Below are 15185 nucleotides of genomic sequence, written 5' to 3'. Positions count from 1 at the left end.
CAGAAGTTGTCGTGCCGAATCGGCGCGCAGACATCTTCGGAAACCGACGGTCGTCAGGAAGTGACGGAAGTGTCGCGGCGCCATGATGACGCCAGGCGCTGCAGGCCTTGCGCGATCGACACCTGCGGCACATAGCCGAAATCGCGGCGCGCCGGTTCCATGCTGTACCAGTGCGGCGTGCACAGCTGTTCGGCCAGGAAGCGGGTCAGCGGCGGCTCGCCGCGCAAGCGCAGCAGCGGCCACAGCGTTTCGCAGGCCGCGCCGATCCGGTAGGCGGCCTTGAACGACAGGGTCCTGGTCACCGGCGGCGTGCCGGTCGCGGCCAGCAGCTTGTTCAGCAACTCGCGCATCGGCAGCGGCTCGCCGTTGGAAATGAAGTACGCCTTGCCGGCGCAGGCCGCGCCCACCGCCAGGTGCTCGAACGCGTCGAAATGCGCCTGCGCGGCATTGTCGATGAACGTGGAATCGACCCGGTTGTCGCCACCGCCGACCAGGCGCACGCGCCCGGCCTGCGCGCGCGCGACCAGCTTTGGCAGGATCTGGTTGTCGCCCGGCCCCCAGATCAGCCGCGGCCGCAGCGCCACCACCGCCAGCTGCGCGTCGTTGGCGGCGAGCACCGCGCGCTCGGCGATCGCCTTGGTCGCCGCGTACGGCGCCTGGAAGTTCTCGCCGTACGGCACCTGGTCCGCACCCAGGCCTTCCACCGGATGGGTGGCGCGATGGGTCACGCTCGGCGTGGAGGTATAGACCAGCCGCCCCACGCCGTGCGCGCGGCAGGCGGCCAGTACGTTCTCGGTGCCGACCACGTTGGGCTGGTAATAGCTGTCGTAGCTGCCCCAGGCACCGGCCTTGGCCGCGTTGTGGAACACCGCATCGGCACCCGCGACGGCGTGGTGCAGCGCCTGCGCATCGGTCAGGTCGCCGCGCACCTGGGCCACGCCCAGCGCCTGCAGTTCCGGATAGTGGCCGCGATTGTAGCTGATCACCTCGTGCCCGCGCGCGACCAGGCCACGGCACAGCGCCTGGCCCAGGAATCCACCACCGCCCGTCACCACAATCTTCATCGCGCCGCACCGATCGAACCAGGGCGCACACGATAGCCGGGGTCGCCGGGGAAGGCGATCCGCGCGCCGGCGGGCGCTGCCGCGACACTCTGCAAGCCACTGATATTGCACGACTTCATAATTCTTCACTCTGGCATCAGGCACTTCAGCCACGGTGCTGGCGCAGTGCGCGGACCGCATCCTTCCGGAGTTCCACCATGCCGCGCCTTCCGTTCCTGCTGTGCACCGCGCTCGCCTTCGCCCTGCCACTCGCCCACGCCGCTCCCGTCGCCTCTGCCTCTGCCTCTACCTCCGCCACCGCGCCGCCGGCGCTGGACGACGGCTGGCAGGTCGCCGACGCCAAGGCCACCGGCTGGAACCTGGCCACGCTGGCGGCGCTGGAACAGGCCGTCGCCGACGGCAAGGCGCCGGGCACCAGCAGCGTGCTGATCGTGCGCGACGGCGCGCTGGTCTACGAGCGCTACTTCGGCGATGCCGACCGGCAGACCCTGCACGACACCCGCTCGGCGACCAAGAGCATCACCGCGATGCTGGTCGGCGCGGCGATCGACCGCGGCCGCCTGTCCGGTGCGCAGGCCAAGGTCTACGACGCGTTCGGCGACCGCCAGTGGCAACACCCGGATCCGCGCAAGCGCGCGATCACCGTGGAGGACCTGCTGACGATGAGCTCGCAACTGGAATGCGACGACGACAACGCGTTCTCCAGCGGCAACGAGGAACGCATGTACGTCAGCGCCGACTGGACCCAGTTCGCGCTGGACCTGCCGATCAAGGGCTACGCGCCGTGGATGCGCCGCCCCGAGGACAGCCCGCACGGCCGCGCCTTTTCCTACTGCACCGCAGGCAGCTTCCTGCTCGGCGCGCTGCTGGAGAAGGCCACCGGCCAGCGCCTGGAGGACTTCGCCGCGCAGGCGCTGGAACGGCCGCTGGGGATCGCCGCCGTCCGCTGGGGCCGTTCCGCCGAGGGCGTGGGCATGGGCGGCGGCGGCACCCGCTACCGCAGCCGCGACCTGGCCAGGTTCGGCCAGCTGCTGCTCGACCAGGGCCGCTGGCACGGCCGCCAGGTGCTGCCGGCGGACTGGGTGCGGGCGATGACCACGGTGCACGCGCAGGCGCGCGAGGACGCCGACTACGGCTATCTGCTGTGGCGCTTCCGCTTCCCGGTGCGCGGCGTGGAACGCGGGGTGTGGGCGATGTCCGGCAACGGCGGCAACTACGTGTTCGTGCTGCCCGAGGAACGCCTGGTGGTGGTGATCACCCGCCGCGCCTACAACACGCCGAAGATGCACCCGCAGTCGCAGGCGCTGCTCGCCGACTACGTGCTCAAGGCGCTGCCGTAGCCGCGCCGGTCTCCTGCGGCAGCAGGCCGGCGCGGCGCACCTGCACGCGCTGCGCGGCGATGTCGGCCTGGTTGCGCGCCAGCAGCGCGGCGAAGCCTGCCTGCGCGCGCAGCGGCGCCAGCAGCGGCGAGGCCTGCAGGTAGGCGCCATCGCGATAGCCGGCGGCCTGCGCGCGGCGCAGCGCCTCCAGCGCCGCGGCCGGGTCGCCGGCCAGTTGCAGCAGCAGCGCCGCGTCCAGCGCATCCAGCGGATCGGCACCGTGCGCGATGCCCTGCAGCAGGTCCTGCGCCCGCGCGCGCAGCAGCGCTGGCGCAGGCCGCGGCTGCGCGTCCAGCGTCCACGCCACGGTCTGCGCCAGGCTGCCGTGCGGACGCAGCCGCAGCGCGTGCAGGCTGGCCTGGCGCGCACGCGCCGCATCGCCCTGCGCCAGCGCCAGTTCCGCCTGCAGCAGGTACAGCCCGGCGTAGTCGGTGCCGCGTCCCAGCGCCTCGTCCAGCGCCGCCTGCGCCTCGGCGTTGCGGCCATGCGCGAACAGGAAGCTCGGCCAGGCCAGGTTGGAGAACGCGCTGTCCGGATACAGCTGGAAGCTGTCGCGATAGCGCGCTTCGGCGGCGCTGACGTAGCCGAGCAGGTTGAGGTTGCTGGCGATCTGGATCGGCAGGAAGCGCACCCGTGCCGGATCGCGCACCTGCAGGTTGGCGGCCAGCGCCTGCGCCAGCCGGCCCTTGCGTTCGTACAGATAGGCGGCCGAGCCGCGCACCGCATCGGCGCCCGGATCCAGCTGCAGCGCGCGCTCGTAGGCGGCCAGCGCCGCCGCATACTCGCCGCGGCAATCGTGCGCATAGCCGAGCGCGGCATGCGCGGCGGCCAGCCGCGGCTGCGCCGCGATCACCTGCGCCGCCAGGCGCCGCGCGAGCGCGGCGAATTGCGCATCGCCGCCGTACTGGCACACGCGCGCGCTGTAGGCGCGGCTGAGCCCGAGCAGCGCGCGCGCCTCGTCCGGCGCCTGCTGCAGGCGCTGCCGGTACAGCGCGATCGCGCGTTCGTTGTCGTCGCGCTGGCCGATGCCGGCGTAGTAGTCGGCGCGTTGCAGCAGCGGCGAGGTCTGCGCTTTCTGCGGCGGCGCATGCCACGACCACGCCAGCGCCGCCAGCATCCCGGTACCGAGCACGACGACCGCCGCGACCGCCGCGCCATGCCAACGCCGCCGTGGCTGCGTCGGTGCGTGGTCGCCGTCGTCGTCGCTGCGCACCGGTACGCACAGCTGGTAGCCCTGGCCGCGCACCGAACGCAGGTAGCGCGGCTGCCGCGAGGCGTCGCCCAGCGCCTGCCGCAACAGGCGCACGCGCTGGGTCACGGTCTCTTCGTTGACCAGCGCCGGCGCCCACACCTGCGCGATCAGCTCGTCGAAGCCGACCACGCGCTGGCCCTGCCGCAGCAGGTAGTGCAGCAGGCGGAAACTCAGCCCGCCCAGCTCCAGCGCCACGCCGTCGCGCTCGACCCGCTGCCGCTGCACGTCGATGCGCAGATCGTCCAGCCGGTAGCGCTCGCCCATCGCCGCGGCCTCAGCGCACGCGGTCCTTGGCCCACAGCGCCAGCTTCTCGCGGCCGATCTTGGCGTTGTGGCGGATATCCACCGGGAAGCCCGGATGGCACAGGAAATCGGCGATGCCGGCGGTGTGCGGATGCGCCTGCGCCAGTGCGCGCAACTCGGCCTGCGCCTGCGCCGGCGGCGGCGTGCCCGGCTGCAGTTCGTAGCACAGCACCGGCCGCTGCGCGCCCGCCGCGCCGATCCCGACCAGCGCGCTGCGGCGCAGCCACGGCAAGGTGTTGAAGATCGGCTCGACCTGCTCGGTGTACAGCGGCCCGTGCGCGGTTTCCACGCGCTGGGTCTTGCGCCCGCAGAACCACAGCCGGCCCTGCGCGTCGAAATAGCCGACATCGCCCATGCGATGCACGATGCGCTCGCTGCCGTCGTCCAGGCGCTCGCGGATCTTGGCGATGCGGGTGGCCGCGTCGCGGTTGAAATAGGTGTCGGTGGTGGTCGGCCCGACCACGGTGATCTCGCCGACCGTGCCCGCCGGCAGCTCGCGCACGCCCGACCAGTCCGGAATCGCCGCGTCGTCGATGGCGATGATGCGCACCACGTTCGGCGCCACCACCGCGCCGACGCAGGTGCCGGCGCCGGTTTCGGTGGCCGCGCGCGTGCCCTGCAGTTCGCGGCCCTCGATCGCCGCCACCGGCAGGCACTCGGTGGCGCCGTACGGCGTCCACAGCTTGCCGTCCTCCGGCAGCAGGCTGCAGATCCTGGCCACGATCTCCGGCGGCACCGGCGCGCCGGCCGAGGTCGCGCAGCGCACGTTCGGCAACGGCCGGCCGTAGTCGGCCAGCACCCGCATCAGCGCCGGCGAGCCGAACAGCTGGGTCACCCCGAAGCGGTCGATGGCATCGTGCAGCTTGCGCGGATCGGCGCTGGCCGGACGGGTCGGATCCATGTCCGGGATCACCGAGGTCAGCCCCAGGGCCGGATCGAACAAGGCGAACGGCGGGAAGGTCGGCAGGTCGATGCCGCCGGGCTGCATGTCGAACGCGTTGCGCATCAGTTCGATCTGGCCGACGAAATGGCGATGCCGGTAGACCACGCCCTTGGGCACGCCAGTGGAGCCGCTGGTGAACAGGATCGCGGCCACGTCGTCGGCCGCGGTGGCGGCCAGCTGGCTGCCGGCGCCGCGGCCGGCACGCTCGATCCGCGCCAGCGTGGTGCCACCCCAGGCCCAGCGCCGGCCCACGGTAACGATGCGCCGCGCCGAGCGCGACCAGCCCAGCAGGCGCCGCGCCAGCTGCGCCAGCGGGATGCCGATGAACGCCTCCGGCTGCGCCTCGTCCAGGCATTGCTTGAGCGCGCGCTTGTCGATGCCCGGGTCCACCAGCACCGGCACCGCGCCGGCCTTGAACAGCGCGAACATCAGCAGGAAGAATTCCGGCGAGGGCCGCACCATCACCACCGTGCGGGTGCCGCGGCCGATGCCGTAGCCGCCCAGCCCGGCGGCGATCGCATCGCTGCGCGCATCCAGCTGCGCGTAGCTCAAGGTCACGTCGTAGGCGGCCAGGCCGTCGGCGCCACGGCGGCCCGCGCAGCGGATGGCGATCTGGTCGGGGCGCTCGCGCGCCAGCAGCGGCAGCGTCGCGGCGATGTTGCAGGTGGTGGTCGTGGTCATCGCCCGATTATCGCCGATGACGCCGGCCATGCCGCCTGGGCGGGTCATCCATCCCCGAGCGGGCCGCGTTGGGTCCGTCAGGCGCAACCCGCAGGGCCGCTCTTGCGCGTGCGCGGGGCGCACCATGGTTCGGGCCTGCACACGCGTCCGCGTCCTCTGTCCAGCTGGCGCGCTTGGCGCGCACGAGCGGCGCGGCCTGTTCGGGAATGGACGACACGCCCTAGGTGACCCGGAACACGCGCCCGCTCTGGATCCCGGCCACGCTGCGCCGGTAGGCCAGCGCCGCGCGCGCCGCGCTCACGCTCTCGAAGCCCGGGAAGAACGCCGCGTAGCGTTCGGCCGATTCGCTCAGCACGGTCGGGCTGACCACGTTGATGCGGCGGCCGCCGCGCAGTTCGCACGCCGCCGCACGCACGAAGCCCTCCAGCGCGGTATTGACCGTGGTGGCGTTGCTGCCGCCGCGGATCGGCTCGTCGGCGACGATGCCGCCGGTCAGCGTGATCGAGCCGCCGTCGCGGAGATGGTGCTGGCCGATCAGCGCCAGCCGCACCTGGCCCAGCAACTTGTGCTGCAGGCCCTGCGCGAACTGCGCCGGCTGCAGCGTGGCGAGCTCGCCGAAGTGCAGCTCGCCGCTGGTCGAGACGATCGCGTCCACCGGCCCCAGCGCGGCGAACAGCGCCTGCACGCTGGCGTCGTCGGTGATGTCCACGGTATGCGCGCCACGCGTGTGGCCGACCGCGATCACCTCATGGTCGCGCGCCAGTTCCTGCACCACGGCCCGGCCCAGGGTGCCGGTCCCGCCGATGACGATCGCCTTCATGCCACTGCTCCTGCGGTTGTGAGGCAGGCAGTCTGGCCATGTACCGGGCGGCGAAAAATGGCGCAGAATTTCCGGCACTGCAAACCCAGGGTTCGCAATCGTGGACAAGCTGCGCAGCATCGAGGTCTTCGTCGCCGCCGTGGAGGCCGGCAGCTTCAGCGCCGCCGCGCGCCGGCTGGACATCAGCGCGGTGATGGTCGGCAAGCTGGTGCGGCAGCTCGAGACCCACCTGGGCGCACGCCTGCTGGAGCGCAGCACCCGCCGCCAGGGCCTGACCGAAGCCGGCCGCCGCTTCCACGAGGAGGGCAAGCGCGTGCTCGAACAGCTGCGCTGGGCCGAGGGTTCGGTCGAGCGCCTGGCCGCTTCGCCCAGCGGGCTGCTGCGGATCAGTGCCGCCACCACGCTGGGCGAATGCGTGATCGCCGCGGCGGTGGCCGAGTACCAGCAACGCTTCCCGCAGGTGCGCATCGGGCTGGAGTTGAGCAACAGCGTGGTCGACCTGATCGGGGACGGGATCGACCTGGCGATCCGGGTCGGCGCGCTCGATCCCGCGCTGGACCTGGTGGCGCGGCCGCTGGGCCACTACCGCATGGCGATCTGCGCCGCGCCGGCCTACCTGGCGCGCCACGGCGTGCCGGCCACGCCCGCCGACCTGGCCGCGCACCGCTGCCTCGGCCATGCCGCCTGGAACCCGCGTTCGGCGTGGCGGCTGGAGGCGTCCGGCGAGACCGTGGGCTGGCCCGCCGAGACCGCCCTGCGCTGCAACAGCAGCGCCGCGCTGCGCCAGGCCGCGCTGCAGGGCGCCGGGCTGCTGTTGCAGCCGCAGGTGCTGGTGGCCGAGGACCTGGCCGCCGGACGCCTGGTCGCGCTGCTCGACGCCTACCTGCCGGCCAGCCGCCCGGTGCACGCGCTGTACCGGCAGGACCGGCAACCGCTGCCCAAGCTCGCCAGCTTCGTGGCCTTCCTGCAGCAGCACGCCGCGCCGCGATTGGCCTGAGCCGGCGCTGCGCCAGCGCCTGCTGAACGCCGCCGCGCTTGCGGCGCGCGCCGGTTAGGTCAGAATGCCGCGCCCCCCAACGCTGTTTGCCGCGCAAGGCCCGGCCTCCCATGGCACATCCCTGCCTCACCTGCGGCGCCTGTTGCGCCTATTTCCGCGTCAGCTTCCACTGGAGCGAAGCCGATCCCGCGCTGGGCGGCAGGGTCCCGTTCGAACTCACCGAGCCGTTGCGCACCCACGAGCGGGTCATGCGCGGCACCTCGCAGGCGCGGCCGCGCTGCGTGGCGCTGGATGCCGAGATCGGCCGCTACAGCCGCTGCACCATCCACGACCGGCGCCCGTCGGTGTGCGCCGCGGTGCCGGCCTCGCTGGAGTTCGGCGAACGCAGCGCGCAGTGCGACAAGTCGCGGCTGGCGCATGGCCTGCACCTGCTGAGCGCGAGCGACTGGACCGGCGTCGGCGACGCCGAGCGCAATCCGCTGCCGGACGACGCCTGAGCCGCCGCCACGCTGCCACGCAGCGGCACCGCGCAGCCGCCTAGAACGGATGCGTGTCCAGGAACCTGCGGATCGCCGGCACCAGCACCTCGTGCTTGTCTTCGAGCACGTAGTGGTTGGCATCCTCGAACGCCATCACCTCGGCCTGCGGCAGCGCCTGGCGGAAGCCGGCCAGGAAGTGATGGTCGAAGCAGATGTCGCGCAGGCCCCAGCCGATGAAGGCCGGGCGGTCGGCGAACGACGGCAGCGCCTGCGCCGAGCGTTCCAGCAGCGACCAGGCCTTGTCGGCCGGCGACAGCGGGATGTCCTGCATGAAGCGGATCGTGGAAATGCGGTTGGCCCAGCTGTCGTAGGGCGCCACGTAGGCGCGGCGCACGTCCGCCGGCATGCGCCGCGACACGCCCAGCCACGAGGCGCCGGAGGAGAACGCATTGAAGGTGCGGATGAACCACTCGCCGGGGCGCCAGTGCCGGCCCATCGCGATCTGCCACGGCATCGGCTTGGCCGCCGGCAGCGGGAACGCGGCGGTGTTGGTGATCACCAGCCGCTTGACCTGCGCGTGGTGCGACAGCGCCCAGCCGAAGCCGATCATGCCGCCCCAGTCGTGCACCGCCAGCGTCACCGGCCCGTCGATGCCCAGGTGCCGCAGCAGCGCATCGAGATCGTCCACCCGCGACTGCAGCGTGTAGTCGTAGCCCGGCTGCGCGCCCGGCGCATCGTCCGGCTTGTCCGACAGGCCCATGCCGATGTGGTCGGGCACGATGCAGCGGTAGCGGTCCGACAGGCCGGTCACCAGATGCCGCCACAGGTAGCTCCACGACGGATTGCCGTGCAGCATCAGCACCACCTCGCCGTCGCGCGGGCCTTCGTCGAGGTAGGACATCGCCAGCCCCGGACGGACCTGGAAGCGCTGCGGGGTGAAGGGGTAGCCGGGGTAGTTCATGCAAATCGCATCCGATCCAGATCGAAGGAACCCGCGCTTCGTAGGCGTCCGCCCAACTCGCGCAGGTAGAAGAAATCACGCTCGCCGCGCTCACGTCCCACCATGACCACTGCGCCATCGTCTCGATGGACCGCACCGTGCTTGCCGATCACGCCACGGATTCCTCGTCAGGCGCAGCCACGCGGTAGGCAGGCAGATGATGGTCGTCATTGGAGAGCAGGCGCAGAAACGCAGGGTGCAGGAACAGCTTTTCCTTGCCCAGGCGCTGCTCCTGCAACACGCCAATCTCCACCAACTCCTTCAGCTGACGCGCAGCGGTCTGCCGGGTCACGCCCACCACGTCCACGACGTTCTGGATGCGACAGTAGGGCTGGTTGAAGATCACCTCCACCAGCTCTCGGCTATAGGCCTTGGGCGCATGGCTGCGGATGTAGTCGCGGGCCTGCGCCTCCAACCCGCGGATCGCCTGGATCTTGGCCGTGGTCCATGCAGCCGTCTCGGCCACGGCGCTGAGCATGTACTGGATCCAGTCGGCCCAGCGACCATGCCGGGTCACGTCCAGCAGCAGGCGGTAATAGTCGCTGCGGTGGCGGATGATGTAGCGCGACAGATACAGCACCGGCAGGTCGAGCAACCCCTGCTCGATCAGCATCAGCAGGTTCAGCACACGCCCGGTGCGTCCGTTGCCGTCGGTGAAGGGGTGGATGGCTTCGAACTGGTAGTGCGCGACCGCCATGCGAATCAGCGGGTCGATGTCGGTGTGCTCGTGGATGAAGCGCTCCCAGTTGGCCAGCTTGTCGCGCAGCAGCGTTTCGCCCACTGGCGGGGTATAGATGACCTGCTGGGTCTGGTCGTTGGCCAGGGCCGTACCGGGGACGCGGCGGATCTGCATCTGCACCGCCTTGATGCGGCTGCAGACGACGACCGCGGTATCCGTGCAGAGGGGGCGCTGCTGCAACGACTGGAAACCTTCATAGAGAGCACTGCGGTAGCGCAATGCCTCCTTGGTGGCGGGCTTCTGTGCCTTGTCCTGATCGTCGGCGTAGCGGAACAGGTCGTCCGTCGTGGTGACGATGTTCTCGATCTCCGAACTGGCCTGAGCCTCGAGGATTGGAATCGTGTTGATCAACACGGTGGGATTAGGCAACAGCGCAGTGGCCTGTTTCAGCTCGGCCAACGCGGTGCGGGCATTGATGCAGGCCTTGAGCAGGCTCCGTGTCTCGATGTCTCCCGTGGGCGGAAGCAACGGGAGATCGTTGTACGGGAACTCGGCCTTGAACGTCGACACATCTTCCATGGCTGCGTCAGTCATGTTCGGGGAACGAACATGATGCAATGACGTGTACTAAAAATCCATTTTTTTTAACACGTCTTGCACTGCTGCGAGCCAATCCGGACTCGTTACCAGACCACCTCGGCCATCGAGCAGTTCAGGCCCGAGCCGATGCCCATCAGCGCAATCCGGTCGCCCTTCTTCAGGCGCCCCAGCTCGCGCAGCTTGCTCAGCACGATCGGCACGCTGGCCGGGCCGATGTTGCCGTGCTCGCCGAAGATGGTCATCACCTTCTTCGGGTCGATGCCGAAGTTCTTGATGAAGGCCTGGGTGTGCGGCAGGCTGACCTGGTGGATCACGAACTGGTCCAGCTCGTCCACCGCCCAGCCCAGCGCCTGCCTGGCGGCGATGAAGGTCTTCTGCGCCAGCTTGATGCCCTCGATCAGCAACAGCCGGGTATCGGTGACCATGCGGTCCAGGTTGCCCCGGCACAGCTTGTTCCACTCGGTGGCCGAGCGGGTCACGCCGCCGCGGTAGCGCGGCGCGTCCGGGACCAGCTCGGCGCGCGCCATCACCATCGCCGCGGCGCCGCAGCCCAGGGTCAGCGCGGCCAGCTCGTCGCGGAATTCCTGCGCGGTCACGTCCGGCGAGGTCATCCGCTCCAGGGTCTTCTCGTACACCAGGTTGGCGGTTTCGCCGTCCACCACCAGCGCATAGTCGATCTCGCCGCGCTCGATCATCCGCGCCGCGATGTCCATGCCGTTGATGAAGGCCAGGCAGGCATTGGCGACGTCGAAGGTCATGCACTGCTCGCCCACGCCCAGGTTGCCGGAGACGATGCTGGCGGTGGACGGCTCCAGGTAGTCGCGGCTGACCGAGGTATTGACCAGCAGCCCGACCTGGCCGGCGTCGATGCCCGCGTCCGTCATCGCCTTGCGCGCCGCCAGGGTGGCCGCATCGGACGCCTGCATGTCCGCGTCCCACATGCGCCGCGCGTGGATGCCGGCGATGTCGCCGAGCACGTCGGTGCGGATGCCGAGACGGTCGTAGGTCGGTTGCAGGCGTTCGTTGATCTGCTTGGAGGTCAGCGTGTGCGGCGCATCGATATGCGCCAGTCCCGCGATGGAGACATTGTTGAAGAGCATCGAGATGTACGCCGGGATAAGGCGAAGGGGCGCCAATTCTAGCGGCTGCCCGGTTTTACCGCATCTTTAACAAATTGGAACGCAGCGTATGGCTTAACCTGTTCAGCGAGCGCCGCATTGATAGGCGGCATAGCGCTGGTCGCCATCGGCCGGCTCGCCCATCGCCTGCACCGTGTTGGCGCCGACGCCCGGGGCCTCGTTGCGCGCCAGGGTCTCCAGTTCCTCGCGCACCCGCAGCGGGTTGCGCTGGTAGAAGCCCACGCTGCTCTTCACCGATACCACCACCTCGCCGCGCTTCTCGCAGCCCGCCGGCGCCTGCCCTGGCGGCAGCACGCGCACGGTCTTGCCTTCCGGCGCCATCGGCACCCAGGTGCAGGCGGCGAGACTGGCGAGCAGGCACAAGGCGATCGGTAGGCGCATGGACGGGGACCGCAGGCTGGAGGAACCCGGATTGTGCCGCAGATCGCTGAATTGGCAATGACGCCGCCGGACCCGGGGCCGCCAAGCGCACCGGAGCCGGCCACGGACGGCACCGCGCGGGGCTTCGCCCCTACCCTCATCCGGCCCTGCGGGCCACCTTCCCCCGGCGGGGGAAGGAACATGCCCAATCCCTCTCACACCGGAAGCTTGAGCCCCTCTCCCACCGGGAGAGGGGTTGGGGTGAGGGTACGGCGCAAAGCGTCTCGCGCATCCGGGCGCGCCAGGCGTCGCCCGTCCCCTCCCGGCCTCAGCGCTTGGGCGCGACCGGCGCAGGCGCGCCCTGCGGCTTGCCGTCGGCGTCGATCACCGTCACCTCGCCCAGCTTCAGCGCGCGTACCGGGCGCTCGATCTGCTTCAGGTCGCCCACCACCACCCAGGTCAGCGCGTTCGCATCCAGGGTCGCCGCCGCCTCGCGCACCTGCGCCGGGGTCAGCGCCTCGATCTCGGCCTTGCGCTTGAACACGTAGTCGTCGGGCCGCCCGTAGCGGACGATGCCGCCGATGGCGCCGAGCACCGCGTTGGCGGTCTCGTAGGCGCCGGGCAGGCTCAGGGTCTGGATGTTGCGGATGCGCTCCACCTCGGCCGCGGTCGGCGGCGCCTTGCCGCTGGCGAAGGCGCTGATCTCCTTCTGCATCTCCTGCAGCGCCGGCGCGGTCTTGTCGATCTGCACCGGCGCGGCGGCCGACCACGGACGCTGGCCCAGGGCGTTGGAGGCGGAACTGCGCGCGCCGTAGGACCAGTGCTTGTTCTCGCGCAGGTTCATGTTCAGCCGCGAGGTGAAGTCGCCGCCGAGCACGCCATTGGCGGTGTCGAAGCGGATCGAGGACGCATCGGTGGTCGGCGGCACCAGCTCGGCGGCGAACAGGTTGGCCTGCACCGCGCCCGGCTGGTCGATCAGGTACACCCGCGGCTTGGCCGGGCGCGCGACCGCCGCCGGCGCCTGCAGCGACGGCGCCGTGCCCTCGCCCTTCCAGTCGCCGAACTGCGCGTCCAGCAGCGGCACCACCTCGGCCAGGGTGGTGTCGCCGACCACGATCAGGGTGGCCTGCTCGGGGCGGATCCAGTCGCGCTGGAAGCCGACCAGGTCCTCGCGCTGCAGCGCCGCGATCGCCGGCTCGGTGCCGCTGCCGCTGAACGGGATCGCGTACGGATGGCCGTCGCCGTACAGCAGCGGCGGCAACACCCGCATCGCCACCGCGTTGGGCTGCGCCTTCTCCTGGCGGATGCCGGCGATCCAGGTCGCCTTGATCCGGTCGATCTCCTTCTGCTCGAAGCGCGGGCGCCGCAGCATGTCGGCGTACAGCGCCAGCGACGGCGCCAGGTTCTCCTTCAAGGCCGACAGGTAGGCGTTGCTGCCGTCCAGCGAGGCGCCGGCGCCGAGCGTGGCGCCCAGCGTGTCCGCGGCATCGGCGAAGCCGAGCGAGTCGCGCTCGCCGGCGCCCTCGTCGAGCATGCCCATGGTGAAGTTGGCGGTGCCCGACTTGCGTCCCTGGTCGGCGCTGAAGCCGCCCGGGAATTCGTAGCTGAACTGCACCACCGGCACGTCGTGGCGCTCGGCCAGGATCAGCCGGGTGCCGTTCTTCAGCGTGGCGCGCTGCAGCGCCGGGAACTTCAGTTGCGGGAACTGGCTGGTCCTGGGCGGACCGGCGCTGCGGTCGACCACGCTGGGCAGCGTGCGGTACTTCGGATCGACCGGCGGCGGGTTCAGCGGCGCCGGCTGCACCGCCGGCTCCTCGGCCAGCGCCACGCGCTCGCCCGGCTCCACCACCAGGGTGTGGTCGCCCTTGCCCAGCCACTTGCGGCCCACCGCCTTCAGGTCGCGCGCGCGGGTCGACTCGATCGTGGCCAGCGAGGTGCGGAAGCACCCGGGGTCGCCGGTGAACACCGCGCACTCGGCCAGCGCATCGGCCTTGCCGCCGAAACCGCCGATGCGCTCGATGCCGCGCACGAAGCCGGCGCGGAACGCGGTCTTGGCGCGCAGCAGTTCGTCCTTGTCCGGCCCCTTGTCGAGCAGCTTGCGCAGTTCCTCGTCGATCACCGCCTCGACCTTGGCCGGATCCACGCCCTGCTTCACCGTGGCGATGATGCCGAAGCTGGACCCCAGCTGCGACGGCCAGGCGCCGGCGCTGACCTGGTCGACCAGCTTGTCCTCGTGCACCAGCCGCCGGTCCAGCCGCGACGACTTGGCCCCGCCCAGCACCTGCGCCAGCAGCTGCAGGCGGTCGATGTCCTCGGTGCCGGTCTGGGCCACGTTCCAGATCCGGTAGATGCGCGCCTGCGGCACCTTGTCGGTCATCGTCTCGCGGGTGGACTCGGCGCGCGGGGCCACGTCGACCGGCGGCTGCGCCATGCTCGGCCCGGCCGGGATGTCGCCGAAGTAGCGCGCCACCTTCTCTTTCGCGGTGGCCACGTCGATGTCGCCGGCCAGCACCAGCACCGCGTTGTTCGGCCCGTACCAGGTGCGGAACCACTGCTTCACGTCGGCCAGCGAGGCGGCGTTGAGGTCGTTCATCGAGCCGATCACGCTGTGGTGGTACGGGTGGCCCTTCGGATACAGCGCGCGGCTCAGCTTGTCCCAGGCCTGGCCGTAGGGCTGGTTCTCGCCCTGCCGCTTCTCGTTCTGGACCACGCCACGCTGTTCGTCGAGCGCGGCCTGGTCGATGGCGCCGAGCAGGTGGCCCATGCGGTCGGATTCCATCCAGAGCGCCATGTCCAGCGCGGTGGTCGGCACGTTCTCGAAATAGTTGGTGCGGTCGCTGTTGGTGGTGCCGTTCTGGTCGGTGGCGCCGACCTGCTTGAACGGTTCGAAGAATTCGCCGTGGTGGTTCTCGCTGCCCTGGAACATCAGGTGCTCGAACAGGTGCGCGAAGCCGGTGCGCCCGGCCGGCTCGTCCTTGGCGCCGACGTGGTACCAGAGGTTGACCGCCACGATCGGCGCCTTGCGGTCGGTATGCACCACCACGCGCAGGCCGTTGGGCAGGGTGAACTGCTCGAATGCGATGTCCACCTTCGCGGCGGCCGGCTGCCTTGCCGCATTCGAGGGCGGGGCGTAGCTCAGCGCGCCGAGCGCGGTGGACAGGGCGATGGCCAGCAGCGCCCCACGCGGGCGGATCGACACGGTCATGCAAGTTCCTTTTGGGTAATGAGTGGAAACACGGCGAGGCCTCAATCGTAACGGCCCGCACCCGCGCCTGCGTATGCCGTTCGGCCCGCTCGCGGCCATTGCCGGCAGGCCCGATGCCGAACGCGCTGCGCCGATGGCGGCGCCGGCGACGCGGCCGACCGACCGCAGACGGACGTACGCGAGCGACCGGGTGTCCGCCCGCGGACACGTTGCCCGCAAAAAAACCCATCCATATCAATGCTTTGAAGTTGGCACGGGATCTGCTCTGCACAGATGCAGCACGA

General features: G+C 70.7%; 13 protein-coding genes. 3 read left to right on the top strand and 10 right to left on the bottom strand.

The genetic code is table 11. The annotated features are described in order from the left end of the window. Positions 1-53: 53 nt before the first annotated feature. Positions 54-1064, bottom strand: coding sequence for a 2-alkyl-3-oxoalkanoate reductase (gene oleD, locus AB3X10_RS01360; RefSeq protein ID WP_369978397.1), 1011 nt, complete (start codon positions 1062-1064; stop codon positions 54-56). A gap of 197 nt (positions 1065-1261) precedes the next feature. Here oleD and AB3X10_RS01355 point away from each other — a divergent pair, with 197 nt between their 5' ends. Continuing rightward, complete coding sequence (locus AB3X10_RS01355; protein ID WP_369978396.1) at positions 1262-2404, top strand: serine hydrolase domain-containing protein; 1143 nt, start codon at positions 1262-1264, stop codon at positions 2402-2404. On the opposite strand, the gene AB3X10_RS01350 is transcribed toward AB3X10_RS01355, so the two are convergent. From AB3X10_RS01350 to AB3X10_RS01340, 3 genes are all read right to left on the bottom strand, one after another. Next, entirely contained in the window at positions 2388-3959 is a 1572-nt protein-coding gene (locus AB3X10_RS01350) for a winged helix-turn-helix domain-containing protein (RefSeq protein ID WP_369978394.1), read from the bottom strand. The genes AB3X10_RS01355 and AB3X10_RS01350 overlap by 17 nt on opposite strands. Before the next feature lie 10 nt (positions 3960-3969). Beyond that, positions 3970-5622, bottom strand: a complete 1653-nt coding sequence (gene oleC, locus AB3X10_RS01345; RefSeq protein WP_369978393.1) for an olefin beta-lactone synthetase — start codon at positions 5620-5622, stop codon at positions 3970-3972. A 220-nt stretch (positions 5623-5842) separates the two neighbouring features. Further along, positions 5843-6442: a short chain dehydrogenase gene (locus AB3X10_RS01340; RefSeq protein WP_369978391.1), complete on the bottom strand. Its 600-nt coding sequence runs from the start codon at positions 6440-6442 to the stop codon at positions 5843-5845. 100 nt (positions 6443-6542) lie between these two features. On the opposite strand from AB3X10_RS01340, the gene AB3X10_RS01335 reads away from it, so the two are divergent. Both AB3X10_RS01335 and AB3X10_RS01330 read left to right on the top strand, forming a co-directional pair. Next, complete coding sequence (locus tag AB3X10_RS01335; RefSeq protein WP_369978389.1) at positions 6543-7439, top strand: LysR family transcriptional regulator; 897 nt, start codon at positions 6543-6545, stop codon at positions 7437-7439. A gap of 110 nt (positions 7440-7549) precedes the next feature. Beyond that, on the top strand, positions 7550-7936 hold the full coding sequence (locus AB3X10_RS01330; protein ID WP_369978387.1) for a YkgJ family cysteine cluster protein: 387 nt from the start codon (positions 7550-7552) through the stop codon (positions 7934-7936). A 40-nt stretch (positions 7937-7976) separates the two neighbouring features. Here the strand turns inward: AB3X10_RS01330 and AB3X10_RS01325 are convergent, their stop codons facing one another. The 6 genes from AB3X10_RS01325 to AB3X10_RS01300 all read right to left on the bottom strand — a co-directional run bounded on the left by AB3X10_RS01325 (position 7977) and on the right by AB3X10_RS01300 (position 14901). Beyond that, on the bottom strand, positions 7977-8879 hold the full coding sequence (locus tag AB3X10_RS01325) for an alpha/beta fold hydrolase (RefSeq protein WP_369978385.1): 903 nt from the start codon (positions 8877-8879) through the stop codon (positions 7977-7979). Next, positions 8876-9031: a hypothetical protein gene (locus AB3X10_RS01320; protein ID WP_369981996.1), complete on the bottom strand. Its 156-nt coding sequence runs from the start codon at positions 9029-9031 to the stop codon at positions 8876-8878. The genes AB3X10_RS01325 and AB3X10_RS01320 overlap by 4 nt, the downstream gene beginning before the upstream one ends. Beyond that, positions 9028-10191, bottom strand: coding sequence for a protein adenylyltransferase Fic (gene fic, locus AB3X10_RS01315; RefSeq protein ID WP_369978384.1), 1164 nt, complete (start codon positions 10189-10191; stop codon positions 9028-9030). Before fic ends, AB3X10_RS01320 begins: the two co-directional genes overlap by 4 nt. An 89-nt stretch (positions 10192-10280) precedes the next feature. After that, positions 10281-11297, bottom strand: coding sequence for a 3-oxoacyl-ACP synthase III (locus AB3X10_RS01310; protein WP_369978381.1), 1017 nt, complete (start codon positions 11295-11297; stop codon positions 10281-10283). Positions 11298-11399: 102 nt separating this feature from the next. Next, entirely contained in the window at positions 11400-11717 is a 318-nt protein-coding gene (locus tag AB3X10_RS01305) for a DUF4156 domain-containing protein (RefSeq protein WP_369978379.1), read from the bottom strand. A 307-nt stretch (positions 11718-12024) separates the two neighbouring features. After that, positions 12025-14901: a M16 family metallopeptidase gene (locus AB3X10_RS01300; protein ID WP_369978377.1), complete on the bottom strand. Its 2877-nt coding sequence runs from the start codon at positions 14899-14901 to the stop codon at positions 12025-12027. Positions 14902-15185: the final 284 nt, after the last annotated feature.

Source organism: Xanthomonas sp. DAR 80977 (assembly GCF_041240605.1).
Taxonomy (GTDB): Bacteria; Pseudomonadota; Gammaproteobacteria; order Xanthomonadales; family Xanthomonadaceae; genus Xanthomonas_A; species Xanthomonas_A bundabergensis.
This window is presented reverse-complemented; position numbering and strand designations above follow the sequence as displayed.

Coding starts and splice junctions, on each gene's coding strand:
- oleD (WP_369978397.1), bottom strand. CDS start 1,064: ATGAAGATTGTGGTGACGGGCGGTGGTGGATTCCTGGGCCAGGCGCTG.
- AB3X10_RS01355 (WP_369978396.1), top strand. CDS start 1,262: ATGCCGCGCCTTCCGTTCCTGCTGTGCACCGCGCTCGCCTTCGCCCTG.
- AB3X10_RS01350 (WP_369978394.1), bottom strand. CDS start 3,959: ATGGGCGAGCGCTACCGGCTGGACGATCTGCGCATCGACGTGCAGCGG.
- oleC (WP_369978393.1), bottom strand. CDS start 5,622: ATGACCACGACCACCACCTGCAACATCGCCGCGACGCTGCCGCTGCTG.
- AB3X10_RS01340 (WP_369978391.1), bottom strand. CDS start 6,442: ATGAAGGCGATCGTCATCGGCGGGACCGGCACCCTGGGCCGGGCCGTG.
- AB3X10_RS01330 (WP_369978387.1), top strand. CDS start 7,550: ATGGCACATCCCTGCCTCACCTGCGGCGCCTGTTGCGCCTATTTCCGC.
- AB3X10_RS01325 (WP_369978385.1), bottom strand. CDS start 8,879: ATGAACTACCCCGGCTACCCCTTCACCCCGCAGCGCTTCCAGGTCCGT.
- fic (WP_369978384.1), bottom strand. CDS start 10,191: ATGACTGACGCAGCCATGGAAGATGTGTCGACGTTCAAGGCCGAGTTC.
- AB3X10_RS01310 (WP_369978381.1), bottom strand. CDS start 11,297: ATGCTCTTCAACAATGTCTCCATCGCGGGACTGGCGCATATCGATGCG.
- AB3X10_RS01305 (WP_369978379.1), bottom strand. CDS start 11,717: ATGCGCCTACCGATCGCCTTGTGCCTGCTCGCCAGTCTCGCCGCCTGC.
- AB3X10_RS01300 (WP_369978377.1), bottom strand. CDS start 14,901: ATGACCGTGTCGATCCGCCCGCGTGGGGCGCTGCTGGCCATCGCCCTG.